Raw genomic sequence first — 17,305 nt, forward strand, 5'->3', positions numbered from 1 at the left:
TAGGCCAGGTCCCGCGAGAGCCGGCCGGTCTCACCGGCGGCGCAAGGCCTTGTGCACTGTATCCGCGAGCCACACCCCGGGGATGGCCAAGGCGGCCAGCGCCCACCCCAGCGGGCCGGGCAGGGTTCCACCGAGCAGTCGTGGCAGTGGTGGTACGAGCAGGAAGACCCAGAGCATGGCGATCTCGAAACCCACCGCGTAAAGCAGCAGCGGGTTGCCCGTCAGCCCGAGCTTCCCCACCCAGCGCGACTCGCTGCGGCAGGCGAACGCGTTGGCGAGTTGGCCGAGCACGATCGCGGTGAACGCGGTGCCCGAGGCGGTGGCGAACAGCTCCGAGTCGGGCACCGTACCGAAGCTCCAGCCACCCGCGAACAGTACGAGCACGAAAGCCGTCATCGCGGTAGCACCTTCGACCGGGCCGAGTACGCCGAAGGCCCTGCCCAGCACCCGGCGGTCGATGAGTCCGCCCGCGCGCAGCGGCCCGCGCATCGTCCTGGGGTTGGGAGGCTCCGCACCGAGTGCCAGCGCCGGGAGCAGGTCCGTGCCGATGTCCAGGGCGAGAATCTGCAGCACGCCGATGGCGAGCGGGACCGACTCGCCCGACAACGCCCACACCAGGAATGGGGTGAGTTCGGCGACGTTGTCGGTGAGGTGGTAGGTGAGGAACCGGCGGATATTGGCGAAGGTCGCCCTGCCGAGTTCGACGGCCGAGACGATCGTGGCGAAATGGTCGTCCAGTAAGACCAGGTCGGCGGCCTCGCGCGCGACGTCGGTACCGGACGCTCCCATCGCGACACCGATGTCGGCCGCACGCAGTGCGGGCCCGTCGTTGACCCCGTCGCCGGTCATGGCCACGACATGCCCGCGTGCCTGCAGTGCCCGTGCGATGCGCAGCTTGTCCTCCGGGGTGACCCTGGCGATCACCACACCGTCGGCATCGAGCAGCTCACCGAGAGCGGCCTCATCTCGTGGCAGGTTCTCGCCCTCGACGACGAGCCCGTGCTCGCCGAGCAGACCCACCTCCCTGGCAATGGCGGCCGCGGTGCCGGGATGGTCGCCGGAGACCATGGCCAGCCGGATACCCGCCGCGCGACAGGCCGTGATCGCTTCGGCCACGTCGGGACGTGGCGGGTCCTCCAGCCCAACGATGCCGAGTAGTTCGAGGTCTCGCTCGGCCGCTTCAGGGCTGTCGACTTCGCGGTCGGCGTTGCCACCGGCGACCGCGAGCACCCGCAGCCCCTCCGCTGTCAACGCCGCCACTGCGCTGGCCGCGCCTGGGGACGCCTCGGGGCAGAGCGGCAGTACGGCGTCGGGAGCGCCCACGACGTGCACCCCTTCCGAGTCCACCACGGAGGAGCGTCTGCGGCGGGGGTCGAACGGGAAGCGCAGCCGGGGTGGCCGCGCCGGTTCGCGGCCCGCCCTCGCGGCCAGCACGTGCAGCGCCACCTCCATCGGGTCACCGATCGCGTGCCAGCGCCCGTTGCCGCCGGCCGCGCGGGCGTCGGGTGAGCAGCGGGCGGCACGATCGGCGAGTGTGGCAGCGGCCGCGGTCGCGGCGGGGTCGCCAGCCAGCCTGCCGTGGGGTGCGTATCCCTGGCCTGCCACGGTCACCTTTCCCATTGGTGTCCACACCGCCACTACCGACATCTCGTTGCGGGTGAGCGTTCCGGTCTTGTCGGTGCAGATGAAGGTGGTCGCGCCCAGCGTCTCGACAGACTCGAGCCTGCGCACCAGCGCGTCGCGACCCGCCATGCGTTGTGCGGCCCTCGCGAGTGAAAGGGTCACCGTGGGTAGCAACCCTTCGGGTACTAGCGCGACGGTGACGCCGATGGCGAGCAGGACGCTCTCGGCACCAGGGGTTCCCAGTCCGAACGACACCAGGAAGAACGTCGCCCCGACACCCACCGCCGCCACCGCGATGGTCTTGACGACCCGATGCAGTTGCCTGGCCAGCGGGCTGCGCGGCCTGCTTGCCCGCTCGGTGACCGCCGCGATACCCGCGAGCCTCGTACTCGTCCCTGTCGCGGTGACGACGGCGGCGCCATGACCCTCGACCACATGTGTCCCGGCGTACACCGAGCCGCCGGGACGGGGGGTCACCGGTGTGCTCTCACCGGTGAGCAGTGACTCGTCCACCGACAGCCGCCCTCCCGGCTCTACCGTCGCGTCCGCGCACACGCGGTCACCGGCCTGCAGCAGCAACAGGTCGCCGACGACGAGTTCCTCGGCAGGCACCACGCGCGCGTGACCGTCCCTTCGGACGGTGGCCCGCACCGGCAGCAGGTCGCGCAGCCGCTCGGCGGCACGGTCGGCCCTGTACTCCTGGATGAAGGAGAACGCTCCGTTGAGCAGGATGACCACAACGATGGCGACCGACAGCGCAGGCAGCCCCGCCACCAAAGCCAGCCCCGCGGCCACCCACAGCATGACGGCGAAGAAGTGCACGAGCTGGCCGCCGAGCACCAGCAGCGGGTTGGGCCTGCTCGGTGCGGGCAGTGCGTTGGGCCCGTCGGTGCGCAGCCTGCTCGCAGCCGAGTCGGTACTGAGTCCGGGTCGCGGCGCGGCGGGTGCGGGCGACCGTTCCTGGTCGCCGCCCGCCGCGCTCGACTCCGGCTCGGTCACCTTCCCTTGGTCACCTGCCGGGCCCGCTCAGCTTTGGACGTCGGATCGAGCAGGCGTTCGGTCTGACTCGCCAGCTCCAGGTCCTCGCGGGAGACGACGACAACGACGGGCACCGGCGCGCCCTGTGGGCTGATGACCCCTTCGGCGCCGTCGCCTGGCGCGGCCGGCCGCGCGCTCGCGTGTGACAGTCCGAGTCCCGCGCCCGCGACGAGTTCGGCCATCAGGTCGGGCTGGTGTTCGGCCACTCCCCCGGTGAGCACCACCGCATCGACGTGGGACAGCGAAACCACGGCGGCCGCGATCTCCCGGCGCAGCCGGTGCAGGTACACCTCGACCGCGAGCCGGGCGTCCGGATCACCGAGCGCGCGGGCGGCGAGCACGTCCCTGATGTCACCGCTGGTTCCGGACAGTCCCGCCAGTCCGGACTCCTGTTGCAGGGCCAGCTCAACGTCGGCGGGCGACATGCCCGCGCGCCGCACCAGGTACAGCGGGATGGCGGGGTCGATCGCCCCCGAGCGGGTTGCCATCGGCACGCCGTCCAGCGGGGTGAGCCCCATCGAGGTGTCGACGCTGCGGCCACCCTCGACGGCGGTGACCGACACGCCCGCACCAAGGTGGCAGCACACCAGGCCGAGCTGTGCCACCGGGCGGCCGAGCAATCGCGCGGTCCACGCGGTGGCGTAGGCGACCGACAAGCCGTGGAAGCCGTAGCGCCGGATGCCGTGCTCTCGGCGCCAGGCGGCGGGCACGGCGTAGGTGCTGGCGCGGGCGGGCAGATCGGCGTGGAACGCGGTGTCGAAGCAGCCGACGACGGGCACGTCAGGCAGTGCCGCCATCGCGTGCCTTGCGATGGCGAGCGAGCGAGGCTGGTGCAGCGCGGCGTAGGGGACCAGTTCCTCCAGCTCGCCGAGTACCCGCTCGGTGAGGAGCACCGGCTCGGCGCGGTTGCCGCCGTGCACGATCCGAACCGCCACCGCGTCGACCGCGTCGGCGAACTCGGCAAGCCCGCGTGGCGCCGAACCGTCCCACTTCTGCAGTGTGGACGCCGATTCCGCGGCCCCGTCCCGCACCAGTGCCAGTTTCAGACTGGAGGAGCCGGGGTTCAGGGTCAGCACCCGCATCAGGGGCCCCAGGTCCAGGCGCGGACTTCGAGCATGTCCTCCCCGGTGCGCCTGATGTGGTCGTGGTGGCGCGCGAGCTCGCCGAGCAGGTGCTGGCGCAGATGCCCGAGCCTGCCCGCCATCCTCGGGATGCGTTCGAGCGCCGCCAGCGCCAGGTGGAAACGGTCGATCTCGTTGAGCACACACATGTCGAACGGCGTGGTGGTGGTGCCCTTGTCGCCGAATCCGCGCACATGCATGTGCTCGTGTCCCGGCCGGTTGTAGGTCAGCTCGTGGATGAGCCACGGGTAGCCGTGGAAGGCGAAGATCACCGGGACGTCGCTGGTGAAGATCGCGGAGTATTCCCGGTCGCTGATGCCGTGCGGATGGCGTTGCGGGGCGGCGAGCCTGGTGAGGTCCACGACGTTGACGAACCGCACCCGCAGATCCGGCACCAGTCCTCGCAGCACCTGCACGGCCGCGAGTGCCTCCTGGGTCGGCACGTCGCCTGCGCAGGCGATCACCACGTCCGTGCCGGATTCGGTGTCACTGCTGGCCCACTCCCAGATCCCCAGCCCCTGCTCGGTGTGCGCACGGGCGGCGTCCAGGTCCAGGTACTGCAACTCCGGCTGCTTGCCCGCCACGATGACGTTCACCAGGCCATTGGTGCGCAGGCAGTGCTCGGTGACGTGCAGCAGGCAGTTGGCATCCGGCGGCAGGTAGACCCGCGAGACCTCCGGCCGCTTGCTGAGGATGTGGTCGATGAAGCCGGGGTCCTGATGCGACGCTCCGTTGTGGTCCTGCCGCCACACGTGTGAGGTGAGCAGGTAGTTCAGGCTCGGCACCGGCCGGCGCCACGGCACCTCGGCCGCCATGTGCATCCACTTCGCGTGCTGGGCGACCATCGAGTCCACGATGTGCGTGAAGGCCTCGTAGCTGGAGAACATGCCGTGTCTTCCGGTGAGCAGGTAGCCCTCAAGCCAGCCCTGGCACAGGTGCTCGGACAGCACCTCGATGACCCGGCCACGAGCGTCCAGGTGGTCGTCGCCCTGCCGGGTGGGAAGCAGCCAGCGCCGTCCGGTCACGTCGAACACCGCGTCGAGCCGGTTGGAGGCGTGCTCGTCGGGTGCGAACAGCAGCATGTTGCGCTGGTCGGCGTTCAGCGCCAGCACATCGCGCAGGTAGCGGCCGAGCGCGCGGGTGGATTCGGCGTAGCGCCGTCCGGGTGCGGGAACGTCCACCGCGTGCTCGGCGATCTCGGGCAGTCGCAGCGCGCGCTGGACCTGGCCGTGCGCCATCGGTTGCGCACTCATCCGCAGCTCCGCGCTCGGATTGGCTTCGCGGATCTCGCGCGCGGGTGCGCCTGAGCTGTCGAACAGCTCGCCGGGGCGGTAGGAACGCAGCCAGCTCTCCAGCTGTGCCAGCTGGTGTGGGTCGTGCCGCGCGGCGGGCAGCGGGACCTGGTGCGAGCGCCAGTTGCCCTCGATGGGTTTTCCATCCAATGTGTCCGGTCCGGTCCAGCCCTTCGGCGTGCGCAGCACGATCATCGGATGCCTGCGCTGGGTGATGAGCGCGAAACATTCGTCCAGCGCCGCCGCGTAGGCCTCGTGCACCGCGTAGGCGCTGTCTCCCGCCACCTCGACCGGTTCCCAGCCGTGGCCGCGAAGCAGTTCGGCGAGCTGCGGCGCGGGCAGCCGCGCCAGCAGTGTTGGGTTGGCGATCTTGTACCCGTTGAGGTGCAGGATCGGCAGCACGGTTCCGTCGCGTTCGGGGTGCAGGAACGCGGGCGCGTGCCAGCTCGCCGCCAGCGGACCGGTCTCGGCCTCCCCGTCGCCGATCACGCACGCGACGACCAGGTCGGGGTTGTCGAACGCCGCGCCGGTGGCGTGCGCGAGTGAGTAGCCCAGCTCGCCGCCCTCGTGGAAGGAGCCGGGCAGGTGTGGTGAGGCGTGGCTGGGAACCCCGCCGGGAAAGGAGAACTGCCGAAACAGCCGTCGCATCCCCTCCACGTCCTGCCCGACGTCGGGGTAGTACTCCGAGTACGTTCCCTCCAGCCACGCGGCCGCGTTCAGCCCGGCGGCGCCGTGTCCTGGTCCCGCGACGAACAGCAGTTCGCGGCGCTCCCTCGCGATGACACGGTTGAGGTGGGCGTAGGTCAGCGTGAGGCCGGGCACGGTGCCCCAGTGACCGAGCAGCCGCGGCTTGATGTGTTCGTGACTGAGCGGCTCGGCCAGCAGCGGGTTCTCCAGCAGGAACACCTGGCCGACCGAAAGGTAGTTGGCCGCGCGCCACCAGGCGTCCACCCGCGCCAGCTCGTCGCCACGGTCACTCTCGGTCTCGGTACCGCTCGCCTCGCCCCGGGCCGGGCGGTCGACGGTCGTCGGCGTTCTCGGTGTCATCGGCATCCTCCGGTCGCGGGCGGTGTCCCCACACTGGCGCATCGCCCGGCCAGGCGGCTGTGGGCGCTCGTCCCGGCTGAGCAGGGGCTTAGGGCCCTACTCGCCGGCGCGGCTGGCGAAACACAGTGGAGGCCGACCCGTGCCCCACGAGGGAGGAGGTGGCCATGCCACACGCAAGCGAATCGGCAACGGCCCGCCCCGCGCGGCAGGAACCGCGTTGGGACGGTATGCCGTACTTCCGGGCGGGTTCCGGCCAGCCGCTCGCGTTCCTGCCCGGGCTGACGCCGCATCACCGGCAGCCACGCGGCTCCCAGCGGTTGTTCCAGCTGTCCCAGCTGAAGCCGCTGTCGTCCCGGCACGAGGTGTGGTGGATCAACCGCCGACCTGGGTTGCCACCGGGTGCGACCATTGCCGACCTCGCCGGTGACTACGCGGCCATGCTGCGCGAGCGGTTCGGCGGCCCGGTCGACGTGGTCGGCGTTTCGACGGGCGGCAGCATCGCGCTGCAACTGGCCGCGGACCACCCCGATGTGGTGGACCGCCTCGTCGTGGTGTCGGCGGCGCACCGCCTCGGCCCGCTAGGGCGCGCGGTTCAGCGCGAGGCGGCCACACAGCTGCGGGCGGGAAGGCCTCGGCGCGCCAATGCCGCGCTGTTCACCCTGCTGGGCACGCGGCGGTTCAGCAGGAAGCTGCTGAAGGGCGCGGGCTGGCTGCTCGGGCCGGTGGTGTTCGGCACGGGTGACCGGGATCTGCTGCTGACGCTCGAGGCCGAGGAGGCCTTCGACATCGAGGACCGGCTGCCCCGCATCACGGCGAGTACGCTGGTCGTCGGCGGCGCGCTGGACCCGTGCTACGGTGCCGAGTTGTTCGAGCACACCGCCGCCCGGATGCCCAACGCGGAGTTGACGTTGTGTGGAGGGAAGGGGCACGTGGGACCGCAAAGCCGACCCCTCGCCCGTGCCGTGCGCACTTTCCTCGCCGGAAGGCCGCGATGACGGCCGGAAGGCGGCGCTGAGTTGTCGCGAAAGGCCAAACCAGGACCACCGCCCGACCCCGTTCCCAAGCAGCCACCCCCGCCTCCGCCGCGTTGGCGGCGATGGCTGCTGCCGCTGGGTCTGCTCGCCACGGCGCTGCTGCTGTTCCTGCCGACGTTGTGGCAGGGCGAGAAGAACGAGCCGTTGTCCTACACCCAGTTCCTGTCCCAGGTGGATTCCAGGCGGGTCGAGTCGGTCACCATCGACGAGAACGGCGCGGTCACCGGCGAGTACCGGGACGGGACTTCGTTCAGCACGAACATCCCCGTGGCGCTGGACAACTCCGGCCTTGAGTCCCGGCTGCGAGACGGCGGGGTGAGTATCAGCGCGACGAGTTCCGGAGCCGACTGGACCGGCCTGCTGGTCGGGCTGCTTCCGCTCGCGCTCATCATCGGCCTGTTGCTGTGGACGGGCAGGCGGGCCCAGCATTCGCTCGCGGGTGGCGCGCTGGGTTTCGGCCGCTCCAAGGCCAAGATCATCGAGGCGCAGCGGCCGAGCACCCGGTTCGCCGATGTCGCCGGGTATCAGGGTGTCAAGCAGGACGTCAGCGAGATCATCGAGTTCCTGCGCGATCCGGCCAAGTACGCCGCGGCGGGCGCGAAAGGGCCGAGGGGCGTCATCATGGTCGGCCCGCCGGGCACCGGTAAGACCCTGCTCGCGCGAGCCGTCGCCGGCGAGGCCAGCGTGCCGTTCCTTTCGGTGACCGGCTCGGCGTTCGTCGAGATGTTCGTCGGTGTCGGGGCCTCGCGGGTACGGGACCTGTTCGACGAGGCCCGCGAGCGGGCACCCGCGATCATCTTCATCGACGAGATCGACGCCGTCGGCAGCAGGCGGGGCATTGGCGGCAGCGGAGGCCACGAGGAACGCGAGCAGACCCTCAACCAGTTGCTCGCCGAGATGGACGGCTTCGACCAGAGCAGCGGCATCGTCGTGCTCGCGGCGACCAACCGGCCCGAGTCGCTCGACCCGGCGCTGCTGCGCCCCGGCAGGTTCGACCGCCAGGTGACGATCCCGCTGCCGAACCAGGACGAGCGGCGGGCGATCCTCGCCGTGCACGCAAGGGGCAAGCAACTGGCTCCCGACGTGGACCTGGACCGGCTGTCCAGGGCGACACCGGGGTTCTCCGGCGCGGACCTCGCCAACCTGGTCAACGAGGCCGCGATCAACGCGGTGCGCGCCGACCGGACGGTGCTCACCGCCGCGGACCTCAGCACGGCGCGCGACCGGGTGCTGCTCGGCCGAAGGGAGTCGTCGAACGCGCTGCTGCCCGAGGAGCGGCACGCCGTGGCGGTTCACGAGTCGGGGCACGCGTTGCTGGCGGCGTTGTGCGAGCACGCCGACCCGGTGGAGAAGGTGACGATCCTGCCCGCCGGACTCGCGCTGGGTGCCACCGAGCAGCTTCCGGAGGCGGAACGGCATCTGTACGCGGAGAGCTACCTGACCGACCAGCTCACGATCCGGCTCGGCGGGCGGGCCGCCGAGTGCCTGGTCTTCGGTGAGGGCTTCACCGGGGCGGCCAACGACCTCGCCGTCGCCACCCAGCTCGCGACGCGGATGGTCACCGAGTTCGGGCTGTCGCCCGCTCTTGGCCCGGTCGGCTACGAGTCGGGAGAGGCGGCCCACCTGCCCGGCGCGCCGGTCGTGCAAAGCCGCCCCTATTCGGAGCAGACGCAGCGGCTGGTGGACTCCGAGATCGCCAGGCTGTTGCGCGAGGCGGAGGAGCGCGCGCTGGGCTTGTTGCGTGAGCACCTGCCCGCGCTGCGCCGCCTCGCGGAGCGGCTTCGCGAGGAGGAGACGGTCGACGGTGCCGCCGTGCTGGCGGCGCTGCGCCCGCACGAGGGCGAGCGGGAGCGGTGACCGGCCGGTGCCTGGCCGGTCACCGGGACGGCCGCGTCACGGGTAGAACTGCTGGGTGGAGTCGTCGCTGTGGTCGCGGTCGGTCTCGCGCTGGGCGGCCTTGCCGACGTTCAACAACGTCACGATGATCGCGAAACCGATGGCCAGGTTGATCAGCGCGGTCGCCACCTTGCTGCCCCAGTCGACGTAGAGGCTCAGCGGCAGCACGATCGCGATGGCCGTCAGCAGCGCCATGATCCAGCCGAAGAACAGCAGGGGGCGCGGTGCGGTCAGCAGCAGTACATGCAGCAGCCCGGTGGCCGCGACGGCCACGACGGCGGCGCTCACCGCGTAGGTGACGGTGTTCGCGCCGCCCCAGGCGCCTTCTCCTCGTGGCGCCAGCACGGCCACGTGGGCGAGGCCGCGCGCGGTGAGAATGCCGACGACCGCCACCAGTGCGGCCACCGCTGCCGTCGCGGCTCCACCCGCCCACAGCCGGGTAGAGTCAACCTCGTTCTTCATGGCTCCAACCTCCCGTGTGACCGCGCGCGGCGGGAGGGGCCAACGGGCTCGGCCACGGTGACTTTGTGCCCTGTCCGGGTTCGACCGCTGCCTCGATCGTGGCGGCATGCAGTGGCCACCCATTGGTAAGCCGGCCCCGGTCCGGCGGTCCGCGAACCTGACCGACTACGAGCGGGCCCGCCGTGAGTTCGACTGGGACCGCGCCGCCGCCGCTCTCTCCGGGTTGCCGGGTGGCGGGCTGAACATCGCCCACGAGGCGGTCGACCGGCACGCCGACGGTCCCCGCGCCGGCCGCACCGCGTTGCGCTGGGTCGACCACTCCGAGCGGGTCGTCGAACTCAGCTACGCCGAGCTGGCGCTGCGGACCGGCCGGTTCGCCGCGCTGCTTCGCGACCTCGGGCTTCGCAAGGGCGACCGCGTGTTCACGCTGCTCGGCCGTGTGCCCGAGCTCTACGTGGCAGTGCTCGGGGCGCTGAAAGCCGGTTGCGTGGTCTGTCCGCTGTTCTCCGCGTTCGGCCCCGAGCCGATCCGGCAACGACTGCGCCTCGGCGAAGCCTCGGCGCTGGTGACCACCCCGGCGCTGTACCGGGGCAAGGTCAGCGGTGTCCGCGGCGACGTGCCCTCGCTTCGGCACGTGCTGGTGACCGGGGCCGATGCCGGGTCCTCCGGTGACGTGCTTGCGCTCGAACCGGCACTGGCCGCCGCCGGTGACGACACCGGGGTGGCGGCCACCTCACCCGACGACCCTGCGCTGCTGCACTTCACCAGCGGCACCACCGGAACACCCAAGGGCGCGCTGCACGTGCACGGCGCCGTACTCGCACATCACGTCACCGCCGGGTACGCGCTCGACCTGCGTGCCGACGACGTGTTCTGGTGCACGGCCGATCCGGGCTGGGTCACCGGCATGTCCTACGGCATCATCGCCCCGCTCACCCACGGCGCCACACTGGTCAGCGACGAGGGCGAGTTCGAAGCGCGCCGCTGGTACCGCGTGCTCGCACAGCAGCGGGTGAACGTGTGGTACACGGCGCCGACCGCGCTGCGGATGCTGATGCGTTACGGGCCCGAGCTGGCCGAAAGCTTCGATCTGTCGGCGCTGCGGTTCGTCGCCAGCGTGGGGGAACCGCTCAATCCGGAGGTCGTGGTGTGGGGTCAGGAGCAGCTCGGGCTGCCGGTGCACGACAACTGGTGGCAGACCGAGACCGGCGCCATCATGATCAGCAACTTCGCGGCCGTCGAGATCCGGCCGGGGTCGATGGGGTTGCCGCTGCCTGGCATCGACGCCTGCGTGCTGGAACGCGGCCAGGACGGCAAGGTGTTGCGTGTGGACGGTCGGGTGCGGGAGGTGAGTGACCCCGGCACGCCGGGCGAACTCGCGCTGCGCGCCGGCTGGCCCTCGATGTTTCGGGCCTACTGGGGTGAGCGGCGGCGCTACGCCGAGTCGTTCGCCGACGGCTGGTACCTCACCGGTGACATCGCACGGCGAGACGCCGACGGCTACTACTGGTTCCTCGGCCGCGCTGACGACGTCATCAAGTCGGCCGGGCATCTGGTCGGGCCGTTCGAGGTGGAGAGCACGTTGCTGGAACACCCCTCGGTGGCGGAGGCCGGAGTGATCGGCAAACCGGACGAGGTGGCGGGCGAGTTGGTCAAGGCGTTCGTGACGCTACGCCCCGGCGTGGCGGCATCGGAACCGCTCAGGCGCGAGCTGCTGGCGTTCGGAAGGCGCCGCCTCGGCGCGGTCGCCCCTCGCGAGATCGACTTCGACCAGCACCTGCCGCACACCCGCAGCGGCAAGGTCATGCGCAGGTTGCTGCGGGCGCGCGAACTGGGACTCGCCGAGGGCGATCTGTCCACTCTGGAGGCGGCACGATGACCGAGACGGACAACACCGAGCTGCTCAGGCAGATGTTGCGGATCCGCAGGTTCGAGGAACGCTGCGTCGAGCTGTACAGCTCTACCGCGATCCGCGGCTTCATGCACCTCTACATCGGTGAGGAGGCCGTGGCCGTGGGCGTGTTGGACGCGCTCGACGACGAGGACGCGGTGGTGTCCACCTACCGCGAGCACGGCCACGCGCTGGCGAGAGGGCTTTCCATGGAATCGGTGCTCGCCGAGATGTTCGGCCGCACCAACGGGTGCAGCCACGGCAGGGGTGGTTCGATGCACCTGTTCGACGCGAACCGCCGCTTCTACGGTGGCAACGCCATCGTGGGCGGCGGGCTGCCGCTGGCGGTCGGGCTGGCGCTGGCCGACGCGATGCGCGGCCGCTCACCGGTCACGGTGTGCCTGTTCGGCGACGGCGCCGTGGCCGAAGGGGAGTTTCACGAGTGCCTCAACCTCGCGGCGTTGTGGAAGCTGCCGGTGCTGTTCTGCTGCGAGAACAACCTGTACGCGATGGGGACGGCGCTGGGAAGGGCACAGGCGGAGACCGACCTGGCGTTGCGCGCGTCCTCCTACGGCATGCCGTCGTGGCCGGTGGACGGCATGGACGTGCTGGCCGTGTCGCGGGCGGCGCGGCGGGCGGTGGCGGCCATCCGGGGCGGCGCCGGGCCGTGCTTTCTGGAGCTTCGCACCTACCGGTTCCGGGCTCACTCGATGTACGACGCCGAGCGTTATCGGGACCGCTCGGAGGTGGAGCACTGGAAGGAACTCGACCCGCTGCCGAGGATGACAGAGCTGCTGCAGGAAAGCGGCGGTTTCGGCGACGAGGAACTCAAGCTGATGGAGTCCGATGTGGATTCCGAGATCACGGCGGCGGTGGCGGCGGCGGAGGCTGGGCCGCTCGAGCCTGCCGAGGAGCTGACCAGGTTCGTGTACTCGGAGCGGCGGCCATGACCGCGACGACCTACCGGGAGGCGCTGCGAGAGTCCATCCGCGAGGCGCTGGCATCCGACGAGCGCGTGTTCCTGATGGGAGAGGATGTCGGTGCCTACGGCGGCTGCTTCGGGGTGAGTCTGGGGCTGCTCGAGGAGTTCGGGCCGGAGCGCGTCAGGGACACACCGCTTTCGGAGTCGGCGTTCGTCGGCGCGGGTATCGGTGCCGCGCTCGGCGGCATGCGGCCCATCGTGGAGATCATGACGGTCAACTTCAGCCTGCTCGCGCTCGACCAGATCATGAACAACGCCGCGACCCTGCTGCACATGTCGGGCGGGCAGCTCAACGTGCCAATCGTCATCAGGATGACCACCGGTGCGGGCAGGCAACTCGCCGCGCAGCACTCGCACAGCCTGGAGGGCTGGCTCGCTCACATTCCTGGCCTTCGTTGCGTCGCACCCGCCACGCTGGCCGACGCGAGGGGCATGCTGGCGACGGCGCTGGCCGACCCGGATCCGGTGCTGCTGTTCGAGCACGGCGGGCTGTACAACGTTTCCGGAGAACTCGCCGACGACGCGGGCGCCGTGGACATCGACAACGCGGCGATCCGGCGCGAGGGCGGGGATGTCACGGTCGTCGCCTACGGCGGTACGCTGCGGACGGCGCTCAGCGCCGCGGACGAGCTCGCCGACCTCGGTGTGGAGGCCGAGGTGGTAGACCTGCGCACGCTGCGGCCACTGGACGACGCGACAGTGCTCGATTCGGTTCGCCGCACGCACCGGCTCGTCGTGGTGGACGAGGGCTGGCGCAGCGGCAGCCTGTCCGCCGAGATCGCGGCCCGGGTCGCCGAGGCCGCGCTGTACGACCTCGACGCGCCGATCGAGCGGGTGTGCACGGCGGAGGTGCCCATCCCTTACGCCAAACAGTTGGAGCAGGCCGCTCTGCCACAGCCCGGCGACGTGGTGGCCGCGGCACGCAGGGCGGTGGGCTGACGTGGCGCAGTTCCGGATGCCGTCGCTCGGCGCGGACATGGACGAGGGCACCGTGCTCGAATGGCTGGTGCGGCCAGGGCAGCGGGTTGAGAAGGGTGACATCGTGGCGGTCGTGGACACCGCCAAGGCGGCGGTGGACGTCGAGTGTTTCGACAGCGGCGTTGTCGAGTCGATCCTCGTTCCCGTGGGAGAGAAGGTGCCGGTCGGCACACCGCTGGCCGTGATCGGTGCCGGTGAGGCGCGACCGCCCGAGCCCACCGCGCAGGCACCGGCCACCGCCCCCGAACCGGTGGCTGCCCCCGAGCCCGAGCCGGTGGCCGAGCCCGAACGCAAAACCGAGCCCGAACGCAACAGGACCGAGCCGGAGCCTGCCGCCGCAGCGCCGCAGCGGGCAAGGGCCACTCCCCCGGTCCGCGCGCTCGCCAGGCAGGCAGGGATCGACCTCGCCACCGTGCGCGGCACCGGCCCGGCGGGAACCGTCACCCACGCCGACATCGAACGGCTGCTGGCTCCCCGACGTGGGCGAATTTCGCCGTACGCCCGCAAGTTGGCGCGCGAACTCGGGGTGGACGTTTCGACGCTGCCGGGCACAGTGCACGCCAGCGACGTGCGGGTGGCAGCGGCAGGCAACCGGCCAGCCGCCGAGCCCGCCACCAAGACCGCCACCAAGACCGCTGCCGAGGCCGCCGCCGTCGAGCCCCGGCGCAGGGGCGAGGACATGCGCGCGGCGATCGCGACGCTGATGGAGCGTTCCAAGCGGGAGATCCCGCACTACTACCTTTCCAGCACCATCGACCTGGAGGCGGCGCTGACCTGGTTGCGGGAGTACAACCGCGACAGCGGTATCGCCGATCGCGTGTTGCCGAACGCGTTGCTGCTCAAAGCGACCGCGCTGGCGGCGGCCAGGGTCGGCGAGCTCAACGGGCACTGGCTGGACGGTGAGTTCCGGCCGGGCGAACGCGTGCGGCTGGGGGTCGCCGTCTCGCTGCGGGGTGGCGGCCTGCTGGTTCCCACCCTGGACGAACCTGACAGCCAGCCGTTGGACGAGCTGATGCGCACGCTCACCGACATGGTGTCGCGGACCCGGTCGGGGCGGCTGCGTTCCTCGGAGCTGCGGCCGGCGACGATCACGGTCACCAACCTCGGTGATCTGGGTGCCGAGTCGGTGCAGGGCGTGATCTACCCACCGCAGGTGGCGCTCGTCGGGTTCGGCGCGATCGTCCGCAGGCCATGGGCTGTGGGTGAGTTGCTCGGGGTTCGCCCTGTGGTAACCGCCAGCCTGGCCGCCGACCACAGGGCGACGGACGGTGCGACCGGCTCCCGCTTCCTCGCCGCACTCGACACCGTGCTGCAACGACCGGAGGGACTGCGATGACCACCACACCACTGGACCCGCGACGCGCCAGGCAGGCCGTCAACGAGGCGCTGCTGGAGATCGTGCCGGACGCCGACGTGGCCTCGCTCGGACCCGACGACGAGCTGCGGCAGACGCTGGAGCTGGACTCCATGGACTTCCTCGCGTTCGCCCGCAGGCTGTCGGAATCCACGGGGCAACCCATCGACGAGTACGACTACGACCGGCTCACTACCGTGCGCGCCTGTGTGGACTTGCTCACCTCGCGGCGCTGACGGCCCTTTCGGCCCGGTACCCCGGGACTTTCGACCGTATTGCACGCCACATCCGATGCGGACTCTGGAACGTGCACGCGGGGCGCTCGGGGGCGCTTCCGCGGGCGGGTCACTTCCGGGGGAGGTGACCCGTGGGAGCACTATGCCGGGTCGCTCGGGGCCGACCGCAGAGTGCTCCGGAAGTGGGGCAGCCGTCGGCTGCCCCACTTCCCACTTGAGTTACGGTTCGGTGTGATCAGGCGGCGGCGTTCTCGCGCGGGCCGCGCAGCACCGGGCGGCCGTCGCCGGTCCAGGCGGACATCCCGCCCGCGACCGAACGAACGTCGAAGCCCGCCTGCTCCAGCAGCGAGGCAGCCATCGCACTGCGGCTGCCGCTGGCACAGATCACGAAGATCCGCTCGCGCCTTGGCAGTTCAGCCATCCTGGCCGCAAGGGAACTCAGCGGATACAGCCGGGCGCCGGGAACGTGGCCACCCAGGTACTCGGCAGGCTCGCGAACGTCGACGACAAGCGCGCCCGCGCGTTGCGCGGCCGCGAATTCCTCCACGGATGCTTCTCGACTCATGCCTCGACCATATACCCCATGGGGTATGCTCGCCAACGTTGCGAACGTCGCCGGAGCGACCTATCGTGACAACCAGTGGATACCCCCCTAGGTATATTTGGAAGTGTGTGGAGCCCCGACCCGGTGGGGGGGTCTCGACCATCCGGTGCGGCACCCGCCGAGCCGGAGCCGAGGGGGGTCGCGCCCGCCCCCAGTGCGACCCCCCTTTCCCAACACAGGTACGCGACGGACGCCGAAAACGACACCGTCGAGGGAAAACAACGAAAGCGAGGACAGCATGTGCCGACGAGTCACGTGCCCCAAGTGCGGCAAGCCCACCTTCGCGGGTTGCGGACAGCACGTCGAGCAGGTGCTCGGTGACGTGCCCGTGGCCCAGCGCTGCTCCTGCGGGCAGAACGAGCAGGCCGCGGCTCCGGCCCGCAAGCCCTGGCCGTTCGGCCGTCGCGGCTGAGTAGGCGGGCGAAGACGATGACGAAAGGTCGCCGCGGGCTGGCCGCGACACTTGGCGCACTGGTCGGCCTGGCCGGACACGGCCTGGCAACCGGGCTGTTCACCCAGACCACGACGCTCCTGCCCTGGTGGGCGTACGTGACCTGGTTGGCGGCGGGTGTGCTGTCGGGCTGGCTCGCGGCGACCTACGTCAACCCGGCAGGAGGTATCGCCACCGGCTGCACCAGCTGCGGCAGGGTGGCGATTCTCACCATCCCAATGTCGATCTTGCTCGCCTCGCAGGCGAGCCTGCCCACGAGCGTGCTGGCTGTACTGCTGCTCGCGTTCGGGCTCGCGCAACGGTTGCGAACCGGTGACGCCTGTGCCGTCCCGGTCGCTGAACCCGCCGCCGCGACGGCCGAGCAGCACGAGTCCGAAAGCGGCCGGCCATGACCACACTCGAAAGCACCCACCCGATCACGCGTGTTCGGCGCGCGCTCGCCGTGGTCGCCCATCCCGACGACGAGTCATTCGGGCTCGGCGCCGTCGTCGACGTACTCACCCAGCACGGGGTGGAGTCCGCTGTGCTGTGCTTCACCAAGGGTGAGGCCTCGACGCTGCGCGACGAGCGCGAGGGCTCACTCGCCGAGATCCGCACGGAGGAACTCGCCGCCGCCGCGAAGGTGCTGCGGGTTTCCCACGTCGAACTGCTCGACTACCCCGACGGCGGGCTCGCGGCAGTGCCGCTGGCCGAACTGAGCGCCAGGGTGCGCGCGGCCATTATCGCCGTTTCGCCCAGCCACCTGCTGGTGCTCGACACCGGTGGCGTCACGGGTCACCCCGATCACCAGCGCGCCACCGAGGCGGCCATCGACGCCGCGCGTGCGGCCGGGCTGCCCGTGCTCGCCTGGGGACTGCCCACCGACGTGGCGCACGCGCTCAACGCCGAGTTCGGCGCGGCCTTCACCGGCCACGATCCCACCGAACTGGGTCCGCCACTGCACGTCGATCGCACCAGGCAGTGGGAGGCCATCCGCTGCCACCGCAGCCAGTCGAACGACAACCCGGTGCTGCGGCGCAGGCTGGAACTACTCGGCGACCGCGAGTACGTCCACCTCCTCTGAAACCCGCGAGTCCCCCGCTCCCGCCCGCGAGTCCCCCGCTCCCGCCCGCGAGTTCCGCGCTCCCGCCCGCGAGTTCCGCGTTCACGTGCCGCGACGACGCGAAGTGGCCCCGCCCCGTGGGGACTTTCGCCCCTTCTCACCTCGCCCGCCCGAGCGGGAGCGTGGTGGCAGGAATCGCGGCGGTCACACTGCCTGCCGGCTGGTGCGGACCGAGCCGCGGTAAGGCCATCGAG

General features: G+C 71.0%; 15 protein-coding genes. 10 read left to right on the plus strand and 5 right to left on the minus strand.

The features are described from left to right. Positions 1-30 precede the first annotated feature (30 nt). Genes FHU38_RS13630 through FHU38_RS13640 form a run of 3 tightly spaced genes read right to left on the minus strand, consistent with a single transcriptional unit; the run spans position 31 to position 6,121 of the window. Positions 31-2,622 (minus strand): cation-translocating P-type ATPase, encoded by a 2,592-nt coding sequence (locus FHU38_RS13630; protein ID WP_167171094.1) that lies wholly within the window; start codon positions 2,620-2,622, stop codon positions 31-33. After that, the gene (locus FHU38_RS13635; protein WP_167171097.1) at positions 2,619-3,743 is read right to left on the minus strand and encodes an acetate/propionate family kinase; all 1,125 of its coding nucleotides are present in this window, start codon (positions 3,741-3,743) and stop codon (positions 2,619-2,621) included. Before FHU38_RS13635 ends, FHU38_RS13630 begins: the two co-directional genes overlap by 4 nt. Further along, complete coding sequence (locus FHU38_RS13640) at positions 3,743-6,121, minus strand: phosphoketolase family protein (protein WP_167171100.1); 2,379 nt, start codon at positions 6,119-6,121, stop codon at positions 3,743-3,745. The genes FHU38_RS13635 and FHU38_RS13640 overlap by 1 nt, the downstream gene beginning before the upstream one ends. A gap of 164 nt (positions 6,122-6,285) precedes the next feature. Between FHU38_RS13640 and FHU38_RS13645 the strand changes: the two genes are divergently transcribed. Continuing rightward, positions 6,286-7,116 (plus strand): alpha/beta fold hydrolase, encoded by an 831-nt coding sequence (locus tag FHU38_RS13645; RefSeq protein WP_167171103.1) that lies wholly within the window; start codon positions 6,286-6,288, stop codon positions 7,114-7,116. Positions 7,117-7,137: 21 nt separating this feature from the next. After that, the gene (ftsH, locus tag FHU38_RS13650; RefSeq protein ID WP_167171106.1) at positions 7,138-9,012 is read left to right on the plus strand and encodes an ATP-dependent zinc metalloprotease FtsH; all 1,875 of its coding nucleotides are present in this window, start codon (positions 7,138-7,140) and stop codon (positions 9,010-9,012) included. Between the two features lie 36 nt (positions 9,013-9,048). On the opposite strand, the gene FHU38_RS13655 is transcribed toward ftsH, so the two are convergent. After that, positions 9,049-9,513, minus strand: coding sequence for a DUF6069 family protein (locus FHU38_RS13655; RefSeq protein WP_167171109.1), 465 nt, complete (start codon positions 9,511-9,513; stop codon positions 9,049-9,051). Positions 9,514-9,619: 106 nt separating this feature from the next. On the opposite strand from FHU38_RS13655, the gene acsA reads away from it, so the two are divergent. From acsA to FHU38_RS13680, 5 genes are read left to right on the plus strand one after another with little or no spacing between them, the layout of a single operon-like run. Further along, on the plus strand, positions 9,620-11,392 hold the full coding sequence (gene acsA / locus FHU38_RS13660) for an acetate--CoA ligase (protein WP_167171112.1): 1,773 nt from the start codon (positions 9,620-9,622) through the stop codon (positions 11,390-11,392). Further along, positions 11,389-12,354 (plus strand): pyruvate dehydrogenase (acetyl-transferring) E1 component subunit alpha, encoded by a 966-nt coding sequence (gene pdhA, locus FHU38_RS13665; RefSeq protein ID WP_208415668.1) that lies wholly within the window; start codon positions 11,389-11,391, stop codon positions 12,352-12,354. Before acsA ends, pdhA begins: the two co-directional genes overlap by 4 nt. Then, the gene (locus FHU38_RS13670; RefSeq protein ID WP_167171115.1) at positions 12,351-13,325 is read left to right on the plus strand and encodes an alpha-ketoacid dehydrogenase subunit beta; all 975 of its coding nucleotides are present in this window, start codon (positions 12,351-12,353) and stop codon (positions 13,323-13,325) included. Before pdhA ends, FHU38_RS13670 begins: the two co-directional genes overlap by 4 nt. Before the next feature lies 1 nt (position 13,326). Then, positions 13,327-14,700, plus strand: a complete 1,374-nt coding sequence (locus FHU38_RS13675) for a 2-oxo acid dehydrogenase subunit E2 (protein WP_167171118.1) — start codon at positions 13,327-13,329, stop codon at positions 14,698-14,700. Continuing rightward, positions 14,697-14,954, plus strand: a complete 258-nt coding sequence (locus FHU38_RS13680) for an acyl carrier protein (protein WP_167171121.1) — start codon at positions 14,697-14,699, stop codon at positions 14,952-14,954. The genes FHU38_RS13675 and FHU38_RS13680 overlap by 4 nt, the downstream gene beginning before the upstream one ends. Before the next feature lie 235 nt (positions 14,955-15,189). Here the strand turns inward: FHU38_RS13680 and FHU38_RS13685 are convergent, their stop codons facing one another. Next, positions 15,190-15,519 carry a rhodanese-like domain-containing protein gene (locus FHU38_RS13685; protein WP_167171124.1) on the minus strand — a complete coding sequence of 110 codons (330 nt, stop codon included), beginning with the start codon at positions 15,517-15,519 and terminating at the stop codon, positions 15,190-15,192. Between the two features lie 277 nt (positions 15,520-15,796). Between FHU38_RS13685 and FHU38_RS13690 the strand changes: the two genes are divergently transcribed. The 3 genes from FHU38_RS13690 to FHU38_RS13700 are packed head-to-tail and all read left to right on the plus strand — an operon-like array spanning position 15,797 to position 17,072. Next, entirely contained in the window at positions 15,797-15,970 is a 174-nt protein-coding gene (locus FHU38_RS13690) for a hypothetical protein (protein WP_167171127.1), read from the plus strand. Between the two features lie 17 nt (positions 15,971-15,987). Then, entirely contained in the window at positions 15,988-16,401 is a 414-nt protein-coding gene (locus tag FHU38_RS13695) for a hypothetical protein (RefSeq protein WP_167171129.1), read from the plus strand. Next, complete coding sequence (locus FHU38_RS13700) at positions 16,398-17,072, plus strand: PIG-L deacetylase family protein (RefSeq protein WP_167171132.1); 675 nt, start codon at positions 16,398-16,400, stop codon at positions 17,070-17,072. Before FHU38_RS13695 ends, FHU38_RS13700 begins: the two co-directional genes overlap by 4 nt. Positions 17,073-17,305: the final 233 nt, after the last annotated feature.

It is taken from the genome of Saccharomonospora amisosensis, assembly GCF_011761185.1.
Taxonomy (GTDB): Bacteria; Actinomycetota; Actinomycetes; order Mycobacteriales; family Pseudonocardiaceae; genus Saccharomonospora_A; species Saccharomonospora_A amisosensis.